The organism is Pseudomonas sp. ARP3 (assembly GCF_001029595.1).
Lineage (GTDB): Bacteria > Pseudomonadota > Gammaproteobacteria > Pseudomonadales > Pseudomonadaceae > Aquipseudomonas > Aquipseudomonas rhodesiae.
Map to the genome: position 1 here is coordinate 248,358 of NZ_LEKF01000003.1, position 17,507 is coordinate 265,864.

Sequence of the window (17,507 nt, forward strand, 5' to 3'; positions counted from 1 at the left end):
CGCGCCGGCCTCAGTTAACCCTGAGTTCGCGCCACATATGGATCTTGTCGAAGTAGTCCTCCCCCACTCGCACCGCCAGCGGTTCCAGGCCGTATTGGATAAAGCCGCAGCGTTGGTACAGCGTGAACGCTGCGGTGTTGCCGGCGGTGACGGTGAGTTGGATGACTTTAAGGCGCGGGTGCCGCCGTGCTTCGGCCAGCGCCGCTTCCACCAGCCGGCGGCCCAGCCCCTGTTGCTGGGACTGCGTGGTCACGTACATGCCGAACAACGTGACCTTGTGCCGAGCCTTTTCCCGGGGTTCGAAAGCCAGGCCGACAATCCCGGCCAATCGCTCGCCATCAAAACCGCCCAGCAGGCTATCCAGCGGGTTGTCGAGGCGCTTCTGCCACCAGCTCAAGGGCATGGCGGCGCGTTCGGCCACGCTGGAAGTGAATGCCTGGGGGTAGGTGTCGTAAGCCTCCAACATCAACGCCCGATAAGCCTCGGCATCCTCGGGCCCCAGCGCACGGATCAGCATGGGCGTCAGGCCGGGGTGGCCAGGCACGAGCGATAGAACGGCAGGATCAGGTCACGGGTCAGGGGCGCCAGGACCAGGCCGCCGTCACCGGCCGGGTCGATCCAGCGCACTTCCTCGATCTCGGCGGCGGGGGCCACGGGTACGTCGATGTTGACCTGGAACAGCTCGGCTTCCACGGTGCAACCCGGCTCGTTAGCCGCCGGGGCCGAGAAGTGGCCCAAGTAGGCCGCCGCTTCAGGGTCGATACGCAGGTTCAGTTCCTCGAACAGCTCACGGGCCAATGCTTCGGCGGGTTGCTCGCCGGCGTCGATCTTGCCGCCCGGTTGCATAAAAGCCTGGGTGCCGCGTTTACGCACCAGCAGGGTCTGGCCGTCGTCGCCGATCAGGAGGGCGGCGGCGATGCGGATAGTGGTGGACATACGATAAAAACCTTGCATTCAAATCAGTGAAAATCACCGCCCAAGGCTCACGCCTCGTCCGGTTCCTTGATAAAGACGCTGTACTTGGCCCCCTCCATCGCCTCGAACGCAATCAGCTTGTCCACCAGCGGTAGGTTCAGCACCTTGCCAGCGTTGAGCAGCAGCATGCCGTTGTCGGCGTTGAGGTTGCGCGCCAAGATCATACCGTCCTGCAGTTCCCGGGTGGTCAGCACCTTGACGGTCGGGTCGCCCAGGGTCACGTCGCTGAGGAAGGTGGCGCAGGCCTGCACAAAGCCCTCGATCAACTCGGGATCATACAGACGCCCGGCGTATTTGCGGATGAACAACAGCGCTTCGTCGCTGTTCATCTGCCGCTCCAGGATCAGGCCTTTTTGCAGTTCGATAAAATCCACCGCCAGCTTCAGCAGGCGCGAACCGAAGGGAATCGCATCACCCTTGAGGTGATCGGGAAAGCCGCTGCCGTCCCAGCGCTCCTGGTGATGACGAATGATCCGCGCGGCATCTTTCATCGGTTCCAGGGTCATCAACAGCGATTCGCTCTGGGTCGGATAACCGCGATAGCGCTCACGGTCGGTGCTGTGCAGCTTGTCCGCCGGTTCCATCAGCATGCTGTCGGTCCAGCTCAGCTTGCCGATGTTGTACAGCGCGGCCGCCATGGCCAGATCGCGGGCACTGGACTCGTCGATGCTCTGCGCTGCGCAATACACGCGCACCAGTTCGATCAGCGCGCGGTTGGTTTGCTTGCTCTTGGGCAAGCGCAGGTTGGCCAGCAGCGAAAACACTTCGGTGCCGGTCACGTAGCTGCGCTTGAGCTCGTCGTAGGCCAGATCGAGCATATCGGCGGTCTGCTGCAACTCGCTGGTGCGCGCCGCCACGCGTTTTTCCAGGGTGGCGTTCAATTGCTTGAGCTGCTCGTTCTGAACCTGGGTCAGACGCTCCAGGCGCTGATGCTCCAGGGTCTGGCGCAAGACCAGCTGCAGTTCTTCGTCATTCCAGGGCTTGCTGATGTAGCGGTGGATATGCCCTTCGTTGATCGCCTTGACGATCGTCGGCAGGTCGGCGTAACCGGTGAGCAGGATGCGGCTGGTGCCGGGGTACAGCCGATGGACCTCTGCCAGTAACTGCGCGCCGTCCATGCCCGGCATACGCGCGTCGGTCATCACCAGGTCGATGGGTTGGGCGGCCATGATGTCCAGGGCCTGGGCGCCGCTGCCCGCCAGCACCACGTCGAAAGGCTGGCCGCGCAGCAGGCGGCGCAGGCTGTTTAGGATCGACTCTTCATCGTCGACCAACAAAATCGTGGGTTTCGTCGCCAGTTGTTCATCCATGCCTACGCGCCTTCAAATTAAACGGAATTGAGCTAAATTGAACCGTCTTGCCAAGCCACTTTCCCTCGCCCGAGGCGCGGGGTCGATTTGACGCCAACTGGCCATCAATTTCAAGGTAGCTCGGCTATGCTGTCACAGTAGTCGGCCCCCCCAAGAAGTGAAACCAGGGAAGGAATCGTTATGCCGTCGAGCCTTTTGCCAGCGCGGAATGCAGACTCAACTCGGGCCAACCGCCGCATTCTGATCGTCGACGACACTGTGTCGATTCACGAGGACTTTCGAAAGATCTTGTGCGCCGACGCAGACGGCGAGCCGTCTCTGGATAGCCTTGAGGAAACCCTGTTCGGCACCCCCGCTGCTCCACGCCAGGTGTTCGAGCTGGATTCGGCCTACCAGGGCCAAGAAGCACTGGCACTGGTGAGCCAGGCCCTGGCCGCCAACGCCCCCTATGCCATGGTGTTTATCGATATGCGCATGCCGCCCGGCTGGGATGGCCTGCAAACCATCGAACAGCTGTGGAACGTCGACCCCAACCTGCAGATCGCCCTGTGTACGGCGTATTCCGACTATTCCTTCGAGGCCATCGAGGCACGGCTGAAGTACAACGACCAGCTGCTGATCCTGAAAAAGCCCTTCGACCACTTGGAGATCCGCCAGATGGCCAGTGCGCTGACGTGGAAATGGCAACTGGCTCAGGACGTGGCCCGAAAGGTGATCGGCTTGGAGCGCACCATCGAAGAACGAGTGCAGGAACTGCTGAAAGTCTCGCACCTGCTGCAATACGACGCGCTGACCGAGCTACCCAACAGCACGCTGCTGGGGGACCGCCTGACCCAGGCTATCGCCCTTGGCCGGCGGCACGACACGCAACTGGCGGTGATGTTCATCGGCCTCGACCGCTTCAAACGCATCAACAATGCCCTGGGCTATCCGGTGGGCGACGAAGTGCTGCAACAGGTCAGCCGCAGCCTGGTGGCAACGGTGCGCGACTCCGATTCGGTGTTTCGCTACGGTTCCGATGAGTTTGTGATCGTGCTCCACGATGTCCAGCACCCTCAGCAAACCCAACACATCGCCGACAAAGTGCTCAGGACCATCAGCGCGACGCGGCATGTGGCCGGGCATGACCTGAGCGTCACCGCGAGCCTGGGCATCAGCATCTACCCCAATGACAGTTGCAACGCAGTGGAATTGATCAAGCACGCCGAAACCGCCATGCACACCAGCAAGGAGCGCGGCGCGAACGATTTCAGTTTTTACACCAAAGATATGAACCTGCGCGCCCAACGCCAGCAAAACCTGGAGAGCGCGATTCGCCATGCCCTGGAGCACGATGAATTTGTGCTGCACTACCAGCCCAAACTGGACCTCAGGTCCGGGCGCATCGTCGGCGCGGAGGCGCTGATACGCTGGTTTCAACCGCGCTCGGGGTGGGTCAGCCCGGCCGATTTCATCCCGGTGGCCGAGGACAGCGGCCTGATCGTGCCGTTGACCCAATGGGTGCTGCGCCAGGCTTGCGAGCAGGCGCAAGCCTGGCGCGGCAAGGGGTTGCCGCCGTTGTGCATGTCGGTGAATGTCTCGCCCATCGACTTTCGCCAGCGGGATTTCGTCGACAACCTGGCCGATATCCTCAAGCAAAGCGGCCTGCCGCCCGCTCGGCTGGAGCTGGAAATCACCGAAAGCGTGCTGATGCAGAACGTCGATGAAACCGTGGACATCCTGCAAAAGATCAAGGCCATGGGCGTGCGCCTGGCGCTGGATGACTTCGGCACCGGTTACTCCAGCCTCAGTTACTTGCGGCGCTTTCCCATCGATGTGTTGAAAATCGACCAGTCGTTTGTGCGCGGCCTGAACGTAAATAGCCAGGACGCGCAACTGATCAGCGCTATCATCGGCATGGGCAAAAGCCTGGAACTGAACATCATTGCCGAAGGGGTCGAAACCGTCGAACAGCTGAATTTCCTGAAAACCCAGCAGTGCGAAGAAGGTCAGGGCTTTCTGTTCAGCAAGGCCGTACCGCCCAAGGATTTCGCTCAAATGCTGCAAGTGGGCAGCGCCACACTGATGCCCAACCTATAGACCAGTGCCTGCAAGGAGTGCTCGCTTGAGCGAAGTCTCACGTTACCGTTTAGGCGTCATGCTGGTGTTGTGGCCGGGGCTGCTTCAGCCGTTGTTGGCTGCACCGTTGAATGAGGCGCTCAAACCGCTGCCGCCGGTCCCCACCCTGGACCCGGCCAAGGTCGAGCTGGGCCGCCGACTGTTCAACGAACCGCGCCTGTCGGTCAATAACACCTTGTCATGCGCCAGCTGCCATCACCTGGAAACCGGTGGCGCCGACAACAAGCCATTTTCCCTGGGCTTCGACGGCAAGCCGGTGGCGATCAATACCCCGTCGGTGTTCAACGCCAGCCTGAATTTCAAACAGTTCTGGAACGGCCGGGTGGACACCCTGCAAGCCCAGATCGAACAGGTGGTGATCAGCCCGGTGGAAATGGGCAGCGACTGGAACACCGTAGTGCAGAATCTCTCCGCACTGCCCGACTACCTGAGCGCCTTCAAACAGACCTACCCCGACGGGGTCACGGCTGCCAATGTGCAAAACGCGCTGGCCACCTATGAGCAAACGCTGCTGACCCCCAATTCGCGCTTCGATCAGTACCTGCTGGGCAACACCGAGATCCTCACGATCCAGGAAAAGTACGGCTACCAGCGCTTCAAGGATTACGGCTGCATCGCCTGCCACCAGGGCATCAATATCGGCGGCAATATGTTCCAGAAGTTCGGCGTGATGGGCGATTACTTCAAAGCCCGCGGCAACCCGGTCGAAGCCGACCTGGGCCGCTACCTGGTGACCCAGGACGAGGAAGACCGCCATGTATTCAAAGTGCCGAGCCTGCGCAATGTGGCAGTGACCGCGCCGTATTTTCACGATGCTTCGGCCAAAACCCTGGAAGAAGCCGTCGACGTGATGTTCAAGTACCAGTTGGGGCGTAACCCTAACCAGGAAGACAAAGACTTGATCGTGCAGTTTCTCAAGACGCTGACCGGTGAATGGGCGGGCAAGCCACTATGACGACTCAATCGCGCCGTCGCTTCACCCAAATCGTGCTGGGCCTGGTAACCCTGCTGCTGGCCTCGACTCTGGTGTTTCTGTACCTGAAGGCCGCTCGTGACCAGACCGCCAGCTACACCCAGTCGCGGGACTTGATCCGCCAGTTGCAACAACTCAATGCGCAGTGGGACAGCGAAGTGCTCAAGGCCAGGATCGCGATCACCCACAACTATGATCCCCTGGTCACGCCCCTCACGGAGATGACGCGGATCTGGGCCGAATTGAACAGCCGCGACACCTACCACAACCCGATCGACCTGAGCAGTTGGCAGGCCACGCAAACCGCCTACCAGACGGCAATGCAAGAAAAAGCCCGGCTGGTGGACCAGTTCAAATCCCACAACGCGGTGCTGCGCAATTCCCTGGCGTTCCTGCCGACCGCCGAAGACGACATCCAGGCCCAGTTCAATCGCCTTGACGACGAAGGTCGGCTGCAGTTGCAAGGCGTGGCCACCGACACTTACGACCTGCTGCTCAGCAGCCTGGAATTCGCTCAAGTCACCAGTGACGATCGGGCTGCCGACATCCTGGTGGGCCTGGGCAAACTGGCTACCAATAAGGAACAGCTACCGAGCGAATTCCAGGGCCCGGTGGAGCTGCTGAGCAATCACATTTCGCTGATCCTGCGCGAACAACCGGTGGTCAACAACCTGCTGGAACGAATTGCCGACGTGCCCGTGGCCGAACGTCTGGACGACCTGACCACCCACCTCGACCAGGACCAGCAGGCAGCCGACCGCATCGACCATCAATACCACCGCTATCTACTGATTTTCTCGACCTTGCTGGTGGCGATGCTGCTCTACCTGGCCGTGCGCCTGTTGCGCAGCTTCGCCGAGATCAACCGGGTCAACCGCCAGTTGCAGGCCGCCAACGAAACCCTGGAACAACGCGTGGAGCGGCGCACCCAGCAGCTCAAGGATGCCCAGAGCGAACTGCTCGACAGCGCGCGCCAAGCCGGCATGGCCGAAATCGCGACCAACGTGCTGCATAACGTGGGTAACGTGCTCAACAGCGTGAACATCTCCGCCGACCTGGTCACCCGCAAACTGCGCAGCAGCAAAGCGCTGGGGCTGGGCAAGGCCATGCAGTTGATCAATGAGCACAAGGCCGACCTGGGTACCTTTCTCACTGAAGATGAGAAAGGCAAGCTGCTGCCCGGTTACCTCAACCAACTGGTGGACGCCATCGCCGTGGAGCAGCAGGGCATGACCGATGAGTTGGCGCAGTTGAGCAAAAGCGTGGACCACATCAAAGACATCGTCTCCACCCAGCAATCCTATGCCGGTGCCGCCACGCTGTTGGAGCCGGTGCATATCAGCGACTTGATGGAGGATGCCCTGCGCATGAACGCCGGCGCCTTGAGCCGGCATCACGTCACGGTGGTAAAGGAATATGCCCCCGTGCCGGAAATCCTCGCCGACAAACATCGCCTGCTGTTGATCATGGTCAACCTGATCAGCAACGCCAAGTACGCCATGTCCAATCTCAACGACCGCCCGAGGCAGATGACCCTCAAAGTCCAGGCACTGGCAGACAACACCTTGCAGATCAGCGTGAAAGACGACGGCGAAGGCATCCCCGCCGAGAACATGACGCGGATCTTCACCCACGGTTTTACCACCCGCAAAGAAGGCCACGGCTTCGGCCTGCACAGCTGCGCGCTGGCCGCCGTCGAAATGAGTGGCCAGCTCAGCGCCCACAGCGACGGGCCTGGCCTGGGCGCGATCTTTACCCTGACGATTCCCATGACCCCAGCCGGAAGTCCTGCATGAACCAGCCTCCCAATCGACGCATCCTGTTGATCGACGACACGCCGTCGATTCACGACGATTTCCGCAAGATCCTGATGCCGACCGTTGAGACCAACCAGGCTCTCGACGACTTGGAATCGGCGCTGTTCGGCGACACCGATAAACCCGAGGTCCAGGCGTTCGAATTGCACTCGGCCTATGGCGGCGAAGAAGGCCTGCAATTGCTCAGCGCGGCCATGGCGGACAAGCGCCCCTACGCCCTGGCGTTCGTCGATATGCGCATGCCTCAAGGCTGGGACGGCGCCAAGACCATCGAAGAGTTATGGAAAGTCGACCCCGGCCTGCAAGTGGTGGTGTGCACGGCTTATACGGATTACTCCTGGGATGACCTGCTGTACCGCCTCAAAGGCCATGATCGCCTGCTGATCCTGAAAAAGCCCTTCGACAACATCGAAGTGCAACAGATGGCCAACACGCTCTCCAACAAGTGGGACATGGCCCGCCGCGCCTCCTTGCAAACCAGCCACCTGGAGCAACTGGTGGCGCAACGCACCCTGGCGCTGACCCAGACCAGCGAAGCGTTGCAACAGGAAATCGACGAGCGCAAGCAGTTGGAGAGCCAACTGGTGCAGTCGGAAAAACTCGCGTCCCTGGGGCAACTGGCGGCCGGCGTGGCCCATGAGATCAACAACCCGGTGGGGTTTATCTCCTCCAACCTCAGCACCCTCGACAGCTACTTCAATCAGTTGCAGCAGATGCTCGATGCCTACCGGCAGGTCGAGGACAGCCTCGCCTCGGCCGAACAGCGCGATGCACTCAAAACCCTGCGCAATGAACTGGAGCTGGACTTTCTCAAGGAAGACATTCCCATCCTGATCAAGGAGTCCAAGGAAGGCATCGGGCGGGTGGTGCAGATCGTCAAGGACCTGAAAAACTTCTCGCGGGTGGACAACGACCAGACCTGGCAGTGGGCCAATCTGCAACAGGGCATCGACTCCACCCTCAACATCGTCGCCAGCGAGCTCAAGTACAAGGCCGACGTGATCAAGCACTACAGCGCGTTGCCGGAAATCGAATGCCTGGCCTCGCAACTTAACCAAGTGGTGATGAACCTGGTAATCAACGCCGCCCAGGCCATGGGCCCCGAGCGAGGCACGATCACCATCAGCAATGGGGTGGAGGGCGATAACGTGTGGCTGGAAGTCGCCGATAACGGCTGCGGCATTGCGCCCGAAACCGTGCAGAAAATCTTCGATCCGTTCTTCACCACCAAACCGGTGGGGGAAGGCACGGGCCTGGGGCTGTCACTGTCCTACGGCATTATCAAAAAGCACCACGGCGATATTTCCGTGCGCAGCGAGCCGGGCAAGGGTACGACGTTTCGCGTGGTGTTGCCGATTCGGCAAACGGCGGCCTGAGGGTGTAGCCCCCAACGCGCCTCAGGCCAGGGCTGACAGGCGCGACTAATGCGTTCGGGCGGCGGCGCGCGATGCATCACACCGTGGCCGTCGCGTTTGAAAACCCCATGGTCCTGGCAGCGAAGCCCGCTTCCGCCACTGGTCTGAAACACTTGCCAACCTGTTATTTCTGACAGTAGACACTTTGCCCTTCCCGCTCAAAACTTCAGGCAAGCAGCACGGTTGCCTGCGTCGTACCGATCGTGGTGCCTGGATTTCTATCTCCAAGGAAAGGCCGCCATGTCTACACGCCGCGAGTTTCTGACGTACGCTTCGCTGGCCGCACTCCTGCCAGCCCTGAATCGGACAGCCCTGGCGGCCGAGCAGGCCAGCCCCTTTTCTTTCGAGCAATTGATCGAACAGGCGCAAGCCGACGCCTTGAAACCCTACATCTATCCAAGCACCGCCTCGGCAGCACTACTGGAAAAACTGGATTACCGCGCCCACGGCCAGATCCGTTTTAAATCCGAGCAGGCCCTGTTCGCCAAAGGCCCTGGGCAATTTCCCGTGACCTTCTTCCACTTGGGTTCGTTCTTTCGTACCCCCGTCAGGATGTATGTGTTGGACAACGGCGCGGCCCGCGAGATCGTCTACGACCCGGCGCACTTTGACATGCCCGCCGATAGCCCGGCGCACGCCCTGCCTCGTAACAGTGGGTTCGCCGGTTTTCGTATCCAGGAAAGTCGTTTGGGCAACCAAGCCAAGTTGGCGTGGCAACAGAACGATTGGGTGGCGTTTCTCGGCGCCTCGTACTTTCGTGCCATCGGCGAGCTCTACCAATACGGCTTGTCGGCGCGAGCGATTGCACTGGATGTGGCCCAAGCCGGCAAAGCCGAGGAATTCCCGGACTTCACCCACATCTGGTTTGAACCGCCCAAGCACGAACACGCCCAATCCATGACGCTCTATGCGCGGCTCGATGGGCCCAGCCTCTGTGGCGCGTACCGTTTCGTGATCAGCCGTCAGCAGGGCGTGATCATGGAGGTCGACTGCACGTTCTTCCTGCGCCATAACGTCAGCCGATTGGGCATCGCGCCGGTTACCTCGATGTTCTGGTTCAGCGAAGCCGCCAAACGCACTGCCGCCGACTGGCGTCCCGAAGTCCACGACAGTGACGGCCTGGCGCTGTGGACCGGCAACGGCGAACGCCTCTGGCGCCCCTTGAACAACCCGCCGCGCACGATGGTGTCGGCCTTCAGTGATCGTCAGCCCAAGGGGTTTGGCCTGTTCCAGCGTGATCGCAACTTCGACCACTACCTCGATGGCGTGAATTACCAGCGGCGTCCCAGCCTGTGGGTCGAACCGTTGGGGGATTGGGGCGAAGGCAGCGTGCAACTGATGGAAAACGGCACCGATGACGAGATCCACGACAACATCGTGGCGATGTGGGTGCCCTCGACCCCAGCGGAAGCGGGCAATCGTTATACGCTACGTTATCGCTTGCACTGGCTGGCCGATGAGCCGTACCCATCGTCCCTGGCGCGCTGCGTGGCGACGCGCCTAGGCAAGGGGGGTCAACCCGGTCTGGCGCGACCGGCGGGGGTGCGTAAGTTCGTGGTGGAATTTCAAGGCGCGCCCTTGGAAAAGCTCGCAACCGGCATCAAGCCCGAGGCGGTGATCAGCTGTTCCAGAGGCGAACTCAGCCTGATCTTTACCGAACCTGTGCCGGACGGTGTGGCAGGCCATTGGCGCGCTCAGTTCGATCTGACCGTCGACGGTCAAGACCCCGTGGAGTTGCGGCTGTTCCTGCGCCTGGAGGGGCAGCCGTTATCAGAGACCTGGCTGTATCAGTACCACCCCTTCCGCTCGGAATCGACGGCCATCGGCACCCCCTGGCCAGCTGACAACGTCCCGCCGTCATGAAACTTTACTGTCAATTAGCCCTGCTCTACCTGGCGCTCAGCATAAGCGTCGGCGTGCAGGCCATTGAGCAGGACCCGGTGGAAGACCTGCTGCGGCAGATGACGCTGGAAGAAAAAATCGACCAGCTCAGCCAGTTGGGTGTCCAGATCACACCGACCGGTCCGGTCATCAATAACGGGCAGTTGCCGCCGGCGTCCATCAACACCGTCGGTTCGGTGCTCGGTGCCTACGGTGCTGAGCAGACCCGGCAGTTGCAGGAGCAGACCGTCACCCAATCGCGCCTGCATATCCCGCTGTTGTTTGCCTATGATGTGATCCACGGTTTCCGCACGATATTTCCCGTGCCACTGGCGGAGGCCGCAGCCTGGGACACCGACCTTGCCTACCGCACCGCCCGTGCCGCCGCCATCGAAGCCACGGCCAGCGGCGTGCATTGGACCTTTGCGCCCATGGTCGACATTGCCCGCGACCCGCGCTGGGGGCGTGTGGTGGAAGGCGCCGGTGAAGACCCCTTTCTCGGCGCCGCGATGGCTGAGGCCAAGGTCCGGGGGTTCCATGGCGCAGGCCCCTCGGACAATTCTTCGATGCTGACGACCGCCAAACACTTCGTGACCTACGGCGCGGCGGAAGGCGGCCGCGACTACAACGGCGCCGACCTGTCGGAGCGCACCTTGCGCGAGGTGTATTTACCGCCGTTTCGCGCAGCGGTGGCGGCCGGAGTCGACGGGATCATGCCGTCGTTCAACGATTTGGCCGGAACTCCTCTGCACAGCCACAAGGCGCTGCTGACCGGTGTACTGCGGGACGAGTGGCGGTTCGACGGTCTGATCGTCAGTGATTACAACGCCATCTGGGAACTGAACCAGCATGGCATCATCGCTGTGCCGACCGACGCGGCACGGCTGGCGTTCACCGCCGGGGTGGACATTGAAATGGCCAGCCAGACCTACCGACAGTACTTGCCCTCACTGGTGCGCGCGGGCCAGGTGTCTTTGGCCACCGTGGACGAGGCGGTGCGCCGCGTGCTCAAGGCCAAGCAACGCCTGGGGCTGTTTGCCGACCCCTACCGCTACAGCGATGAAGCCCGGCAACGGGCCAATCTGCTCACACCGCAGCACCGTGCCTTGGCACGGGAGGCCGCGCAAAAATCCATCGTACTGCTGAAAAACACCGATGCGCTGCTGCCGTTGCCCAAGAGCCTGCGCAAGGTGCTGGTGCTCGGCAGCTTGGCCACGGACGCCGAAAGCACACTCGGCCCATGGTCAGGGGTGGGGCTGGCCGCGGACTCAGTCACGGTGCTGCAAGGCATTCGCAGCGCCGTCGACCCAGACACCGAGGTGACTTACCTGCCCGGTACTTCGCCCAACAGCGAACAAATCGAGGATTTGCGCTCGATCCGCCAGGCCGCCCGCTCTGCCCAGGTGGTAGTTGCCGTGCTTGGCGAAAGCGCCAACCAGAGTGGTGAAGCGCGCAGTCGCACGCATCTGGGCTTGCCGGGCGCCCAGGACGCGCTGTTGCGCGAGCTGCTGGCTACGGGCAAACCCGTGGTTATCGTGCTGATGAACGGCCGCCCGCTGGTGTTATCCGACACCGTTGCCCAGGCTCCGGCGCTGCTGGAGACTTGGTTTCTGGGCAGCGAAATGGGGCACGCGGTGGCCGATATTCTGTTCGGTGACGTCAACCCAAGCGGCAAACTGCCCATCACCTTTGCCCGTAACGTCGGGCAAATCCCCCTCTACTACGCCTATAAAAACACCGGTCGCCCGCCCAGTGGCGAGGGCCTGTACACCTCCACTTATATTGATTCACCGTGGAGTGCGCTGTACCCGTTCGGCTTCGGCCTGAGCTACACCACGTTCAGCTACGCCACGCCACACCTCAGCGCCGACCGGATTGCCTCCACCGACACCCTGACGGTGCAAGTAAACGTCACCAATACCGGCCAGCGCGCAGGCGACGAAATTGTGCAGTTGTACCTGCGCGATGACGTCGCCAGTGTGACCCGCCCGGTCCGCCAGTTACGCGGCTTTCGCAAGGTCCACTTGGAGCCCGGTGAAACGCGCACGGTGAGTTTTACCCTGGACGCGCAGGACTTTGCCTTGCTCGACGAGCACTGGAGAACGATGGTCGAGGCCGGCCGCTTCAGCGTGTTCGTCGGGGCCGACTCGACCACCGACAACCAGGCGCGGTTCGAGGTCACGGACAGCCGCGTGCTGTCTGGCGCGGGGCCGTCCGGGCGGCCTTGAGTGCAGGCGGCGGTTGTCTGGGCCTTCGTTAGGGGCGCAGAATGCCGCACCGACCTGTAAGAGTCCGACCTCAAGGAACCCGTATGAGCCTGTCCTTGCTAAGCCGTTACGCCTTCTTTGCCGTGTGCGTCCTGTTCACCCTTGCCAGCCTGCCGTTCCTTCACTATGAGTGGGTGTGGCCGATCACGTTGGTCACCGGCGTGCTGAGCCTGATCGGCCTGTTCGACCTGTTGCAAAGCCCTCACGCGGTGCGCCGCAACTACCCGATCCTGGGCAATATCCGTTACCTGGTGGAGGCCATCCGCCCGGAAATCCGCCAGTACCTGCTGGAGTCCGACAGCGACGCCCTGCCCTTCTCCCGCGCCCAGCGTTCGCTGGTGTACTCGCGGGCCAAGAACGAGACTGCCGACAAACCCTTCGGCACCTTGATCGACGTGTACCAGTCCGGCTTCGAATTTATCGGTCACTCCATGCGCCCCGCTCCCCTGAGCGACCCCAGCGCGTTCCGTGTAATGGTCGGCGGCCCGCAATGCACACAGCCGTATTCGGCGTCGGTATTCAATATCTCGGCGATGAGCTTTGGCTCGTTGAGCGCCAACGCAATCCGCGCGCTGAACCAGGGCGCCAAGCTCGGGAATTTCGCCCATGACACCGGCGAAGGCAGTATCAGCCCTTACCACCGCGAACACGGCGGCGACCTGACCTGGGAACTGGGCAGCGGCTACTTCGGTTGCCGCACCAGCGACGGCCGTTTCGACCCGGAGCGCTTCGCCGTGCAGGCGCAGAACCCCCAGGTGCGCATGATCGAAATCAAGATGAGCCAGGGCGCCAAACCCGGCCATGGCGGCATCCTGCCCAAACACAAAGTCACCCAGGAAATTGCCGACACCCGCGGTATCCAGATGGGCGAAGACTGCATCTCGCCGTCACGCCACAGTGCGTTTTCCACGCCGATCGAGCTGATGCAGTTCATCGCCCAATTGCGTGAACTGTCCGGCGGCAAACCGGTGGGCTTCAAGTTCTGCCTGGGCCATCCATGGGAGTTCATGGGCATTGCCAAGGCCATGCTGGAAACCGGCATCCTTCCGGACTTTATCGTGGTCGACGGCAAAGAAGGCGGCACCGGCGCGGCACCTGTGGAGTTCACCGACCATATCGGCGTACCACTGCGCGAAGGCTTGCTGTTCGTGCATAACACCCTGGTGGGCCTGAACCTGCGCGACAAGATCAAGCTCGGCGCCAGCGGCAAGATCGTCAGCGCGTTCGATATCGCCAGCGTGCTGGCCATCGGCGCCGACTGGGCCAACTCGGCGCGCGGCTTTATGTTCGCCATCGGTTGCATCCAGTCCCAAAGCTGTCACACCAATAAGTGCCCGACCGGCGTCGCCACCCAGGACCCGTTGCGCCAACGTGCTCTGGTAGTACCGGACAAGGCCCAGCGCGTATTCAACTTCCACCGCAACACCCTCAAGGCCCTGGCCGAAATGCTCGCGGCGGCGGGGCTGGATCACCCCTCGCAGCTGTCGGCCAAGCACCTGGTGCGGCGCATGTCGGCGACGGAGATCAAGTTGTTCTCGCAGTTGCATGTGTTCCTCAAGCCAGGGGAGCTGCTGACCGGGGAAGTGAATGGTGAGTTCTATTCGCGCATGTGGCAGATGGCGCGCGCCGATAGCTTTGAACCCCTTGAAGTTGCTGCTGCCTGATCTACGCCCTCAGCCCGCCCAACTTGGGCGGGCTGTCGAGACATTCAGTAATACCCAGTCTTTGCAATTGCTTACAAATACCGCCAACCTGCGCCCGCCCGACAAGCGGCGTACGACATCGCCCTCGTAGACTTGTCCTGACTAAAACCATTTTGTTCAAGAGCCCGCTGCCATGCTGAACGGACGCGACCCACGCATCGATTTTTTTCGGGGCCTGGCGTTGATCTTCATTTTCTGGGATCACGTCCCCCACAATCCCCTCGGCCAGATCACCCTGCGCAACATCGGTTTCAGCGACGCGGCCGAGGTCTTTGTGTTCCTCGCCGGTTATGCCTCGGTGCTGGCCTACAGCAAGGTGATGGAGCGCGAGGGCTATGGCATGGCCTGCCTGAAAATCCTGCGCCGAGCCTGGGTGCTGTATGTGGTGCATATCTTCCTGCTGGCGATGCTGATGGGCATCGTGTTCTTCGCCAACAGCCATGTGGAAACCCGCGATCTGGTACAGGAAATGGGCCTGACGCACTTCATCACCAACCCGCAGCAGGCGCTGACCGACGAGTTATTGCTGCGCTTCAAACCCAATCTGATGGACCCACTGCCGCTGTATATCGTGCTGTTACTTGGGCTGCCGCTGGTGCTGCCGGCGTTGGTGCGTGTGCCGCTGGCGGTGGTGGCCGTGTCGCTGACGGTGTACCTGCTGGCGCCGAAACTGGGTTGGAACCTGGCGGCGATTGCCGACGGTGTGTGGTACTTCAACCCGGTGACCTGGCAACTGCTGTTCGTGCTCGGCGGTGCCGCGTCGATCCATGCTCGCCGGCCCCACACGCCCGATCCGCGACCATTGTCGCGCCAGCCCGTATTTATGGTCGCAGCGGCGTACAGCTTGCTGGCGGCAGTGATTACCTTGTCGTGGCGCTGGCCCCAGATTCACGATGCGCTGATGCCGACGCTGCTCAACGAGTGGTTGTACCCGATCAGCAAGACCGACTTGTCGCCGGTGCGCCTGCTGCATTTTCTGGCGTTGGCCTATGTCACCGCCAAGCTGTTGCCCACCCACGGCTGGACACAGAACTGGCCGGCCCAGCAATGCTGCCGCATGGGGCGTCATTCACTGGAAGTGTTTTGCCTGGGGGTATTGCTGGCGCCATTGGCGGATATGCTCAACGCCCAAGTCAACGATGCCTGGCCGATGCAGATCTTCAGTGCGTTGCTGGGGTTGCTGTTGATGGCGGCGCTGGCGGCCTGGCTGGAATTCAATCAGCGTTTGAGCGCGCCACGGCCGGCGCCCTTGGCCGCCAGCCGCTGACGCAAACCGGCGACCGCCTTGCGCGGTCGCCGGTTCAGGCGGTCAAGCCGACTGCGCCGCCGCTTGGGTCGGCTGCAGCTTGAACACGTAAAACAGCACCGTCAGCAGCACCAGAAACGCCGGGCCGATATACAGCGCTACGCGGGTGTCCGGGAAGTACGCCATCAGGCCCACCACCAGCACCAGGAACGCCAGGGCCAGGTAGGAACTGACCGGGTACAGCCACATGCGGTACTTCAGGTTTTTGCGTTCGGCAGGGCTCAGGCTCTTACGGAATTTGAGCTGCGCCAGCAGGATCATCACCCAGGTCCAGATCGCGCCGAAGGTGGCGATGGACGTCACCCACACAAAGACTTTTTCCGGTACCAGGTAGTTGAGCAGTACGCCCAGCAGCAACGCGGCGATCGACAGCAGCAGTGCCTTGCGCGGCACGCCGTTGCTTGAGGTGGTGGCGAAGGTCGCCGGTGCCTGGCCGTTCTGCGCCAGGCTGTAGAGCATGCGCCCGGTGCTGAAGATGCCGCCGTTGCAGGAAGACAGGGCGGCCGTGATCACCACGAAGTTGATAATGCCCGCCGCCGTCTTGATACCCAGACGCTCGAAGGTCATCACGAACGGGCTGCCCTGGGTGCCGATTTCATTCCACGGGTAGATCGACAGAATCACGAACAACGCCCCGACGTAGAACAGCAGGATGCGCCAGAACACCGAGCCGATGGCGTTGGGGATGGTCTTTTGCGGGTTGCGTGCTTCACCGGCGGTGAGGCCGATCATTTCCACGCCCAGGTAGGCGAACATCACCATTTGCAGGGACATCAGCACGCCGGTCATGCCGTTGGGCATAAACCCGCCGTGAGCCCACAGGTTGGAAATCCCCAGCGCCACACCGTCATTGCCGAAGCCGAAGGCAATGATGCCGACGCCACCGATGACCATGGCGATGATGGTAACGATCTTGATCAGGGCGAACCAGAACTCGAACTCACCGAACGCCTTGACCGCGATCAGGTTGATGGTGCCCATGCTCACCAGGGCCGCCAGAGCCCAGATCCAGCGCGGCACATCGGGGAACCAGACGCCCATGTACACCGCCACGGCGGTGATCTCGGCGACGCAGGTCACCAACCACAAGAACCAATAGTTCCAGCCGGTCAGAAAGCCCGCCAAGGGCCCGAGGTAATCCTGGGCATAGCGGCTGAACGAGCCCGCTACCGGGTTGTGCACGGCCATCTCGCCGAGGGCGCGCATGATCACCAGGATCGCCAGACCGCCGATGATGTAGGAGAGCATGATGGCCGGGCCGGCCATTTCGATGGCCTTGGCCGAACCGAGGAACAGGCCGACGCCGATACAGGCGCCCAGGGCCATCAGGCGGATATGCCGTTCACCCAGTTCGCGTTTGAGCGGGCCGCCTTGAGCGGTGTCGCCATGGGGCAGGTGGTTGCCAGAGGGCATAGGGATACAACCTCATTTTGTTATTGGATTGATCCACCGAGTCATGGGCGTTAGCGCGGATAAGCGCGGGCGCCTGAATAACCGGCCTGCCTCGTGGGCAGAACCGTCTGACAGAACAACCGTCAGATCAGCGGGCGTGCAGTATAAAAAGCTCCCAACAGGGCTTTTCACTCAATAAACGACAAAATTTGGCGAGAACTCGCGGCAAAAGCCGCTTATGCGGAGGGGCATTAACTGCCTGACGTGGCGTTCTGCCGTGGAAACGGCGGCGAGTATTGCACAGCCAAGGTGCAGCGTCATGCCCCTACTCTGGTCGTAGGTGCGGGCGG

The 17,507-nt window shown here is 61.6% G+C and carries 12 protein-coding genes; 8 read left to right on the forward strand and 4 right to left on the reverse strand.

Annotated features, from left to right (window positions below):
• Positions 1-10: 10 nt before the first annotated feature.
• From ABX75_RS05510 to ABX75_RS05520, 3 genes are read right to left on the reverse strand one after another with little or no spacing between them, the layout of a single operon-like run.
• Positions 11-517: a GNAT family N-acetyltransferase gene (locus ABX75_RS05510; protein ID WP_034096102.1), complete on the reverse strand. Its 507-nt coding sequence runs from the start codon at positions 515-517 to the stop codon at positions 11-13.
• A gap of 5 nt (positions 518-522) precedes the next feature.
• Positions 523-936, reverse strand: a complete 414-nt coding sequence (locus tag ABX75_RS05515) for an NUDIX domain-containing protein (RefSeq protein WP_034096101.1) — start codon at positions 934-936, stop codon at positions 523-525.
• Positions 937-983: 47 nt separating this feature from the next.
• Positions 984-2,285, reverse strand: coding sequence for an HD domain-containing phosphohydrolase (locus ABX75_RS05520; protein ID WP_034096100.1), 1,302 nt, complete (start codon positions 2,283-2,285; stop codon positions 984-986).
• Between the two features lie 180 nt (positions 2,286-2,465).
• Here ABX75_RS05520 and ABX75_RS05525 point away from each other — a divergent pair, with 180 nt between their 5' ends.
• From ABX75_RS05525 to ABX75_RS05560, 8 genes are all read left to right on the forward strand, one after another.
• Positions 2,466-4,364: a bifunctional diguanylate cyclase/phosphodiesterase gene (locus tag ABX75_RS05525; RefSeq protein ID WP_047881580.1), complete on the forward strand. Its 1,899-nt coding sequence runs from the start codon at positions 2,466-2,468 to the stop codon at positions 4,362-4,364.
• A 25-nt stretch (positions 4,365-4,389) separates the two neighbouring features.
• Complete coding sequence (locus tag ABX75_RS05530) at positions 4,390-5,358, forward strand: cytochrome-c peroxidase (RefSeq protein WP_047881581.1); 969 nt, start codon at positions 4,390-4,392, stop codon at positions 5,356-5,358.
• The gene (locus ABX75_RS05535) at positions 5,355-7,172 is read left to right on the forward strand and encodes a DAHL domain-containing protein (protein ID WP_034112123.1); all 1,818 of its coding nucleotides are present in this window, start codon (positions 5,355-5,357) and stop codon (positions 7,170-7,172) included. The genes ABX75_RS05530 and ABX75_RS05535 overlap by 4 nt, the downstream gene beginning before the upstream one ends.
• Positions 7,169-8,569 (forward strand): ATP-binding protein, encoded by a 1,401-nt coding sequence (locus ABX75_RS05540; RefSeq protein WP_034111933.1) that lies wholly within the window; start codon positions 7,169-7,171, stop codon positions 8,567-8,569. Before ABX75_RS05535 ends, ABX75_RS05540 begins: the two co-directional genes overlap by 4 nt.
• Before the next feature lie 279 nt (positions 8,570-8,848).
• Positions 8,849-10,471 carry a glucan biosynthesis protein gene (locus tag ABX75_RS05545; RefSeq protein WP_047881582.1) on the forward strand — a complete coding sequence of 541 codons (1,623 nt, stop codon included), beginning with the start codon at positions 8,849-8,851 and terminating at the stop codon, positions 10,469-10,471.
• A complete protein-coding gene (gene bglX, locus ABX75_RS05550; protein ID WP_047881583.1) occupies positions 10,468-12,717 on the forward strand; it encodes a beta-glucosidase BglX in 2,250 nt (749 codons plus the stop codon). Before ABX75_RS05545 ends, bglX begins: the two co-directional genes overlap by 4 nt.
• 83 nt (positions 12,718-12,800) lie before the next feature.
• Complete coding sequence (locus tag ABX75_RS05555; protein ID WP_034096096.1) at positions 12,801-14,420, forward strand: FMN-binding glutamate synthase family protein; 1,620 nt, start codon at positions 12,801-12,803, stop codon at positions 14,418-14,420.
• A 172-nt stretch (positions 14,421-14,592) separates the two neighbouring features.
• A complete protein-coding gene (locus tag ABX75_RS05560) occupies positions 14,593-15,726 on the forward strand; it encodes an OpgC family protein (RefSeq protein WP_034111931.1) in 1,134 nt (377 codons plus the stop codon).
• 42 nt (positions 15,727-15,768) lie between these two features.
• Here the strand turns inward: ABX75_RS05560 and ABX75_RS05565 are convergent, their stop codons facing one another.
• Positions 15,769-17,178, reverse strand: coding sequence for an amino acid permease (locus tag ABX75_RS05565; protein ID WP_047881584.1), 1,410 nt, complete (start codon positions 17,176-17,178; stop codon positions 15,769-15,771).
• Positions 17,179-17,507 lie beyond the last annotated feature (329 nt).

Bases quoted from the DNA above. Each gene is read 5' to 3' on its own strand.
- ABX75_RS05545 (WP_047881582.1), top strand. From the start codon at position 8,849: ATGTCTACACGCCGCGAGTTTCTGACGTACGCTTCGCTGGCCGCACTC.
- ABX75_RS05560 (WP_034111931.1), top strand. From the start codon at position 14,593: ATGCTGAACGGACGCGACCCACGCATCGATTTTTTTCGGGGCCTGGCG.
- ABX75_RS05525 (WP_047881580.1), top strand. From the start codon at position 2,466: ATGCCGTCGAGCCTTTTGCCAGCGCGGAATGCAGACTCAACTCGGGCC.
- ABX75_RS05535 (WP_034112123.1), top strand. From the start codon at position 5,355: ATGACGACTCAATCGCGCCGTCGCTTCACCCAAATCGTGCTGGGCCTG.
- ABX75_RS05565 (WP_047881584.1), bottom strand. From the start codon at position 17,178: ATGCCCTCTGGCAACCACCTGCCCCATGGCGACACCGCTCAAGGCGGC.
- ABX75_RS05515 (WP_034096101.1), bottom strand. From the start codon at position 936: ATGTCCACCACTATCCGCATCGCCGCCGCCCTCCTGATCGGCGACGAC.
- ABX75_RS05510 (WP_034096102.1), bottom strand. From the start codon at position 517: ATGCTGATCCGTGCGCTGGGGCCCGAGGATGCCGAGGCTTATCGGGCG.
- bglX (WP_047881583.1), top strand. From the start codon at position 10,468: ATGAAACTTTACTGTCAATTAGCCCTGCTCTACCTGGCGCTCAGCATA.
- ABX75_RS05540 (WP_034111933.1), top strand. From the start codon at position 7,169: ATGAACCAGCCTCCCAATCGACGCATCCTGTTGATCGACGACACGCCG.
- ABX75_RS05520 (WP_034096100.1), bottom strand. From the start codon at position 2,285: ATGGATGAACAACTGGCGACGAAACCCACGATTTTGTTGGTCGACGAT.
- ABX75_RS05555 (WP_034096096.1), top strand. From the start codon at position 12,801: ATGAGCCTGTCCTTGCTAAGCCGTTACGCCTTCTTTGCCGTGTGCGTC.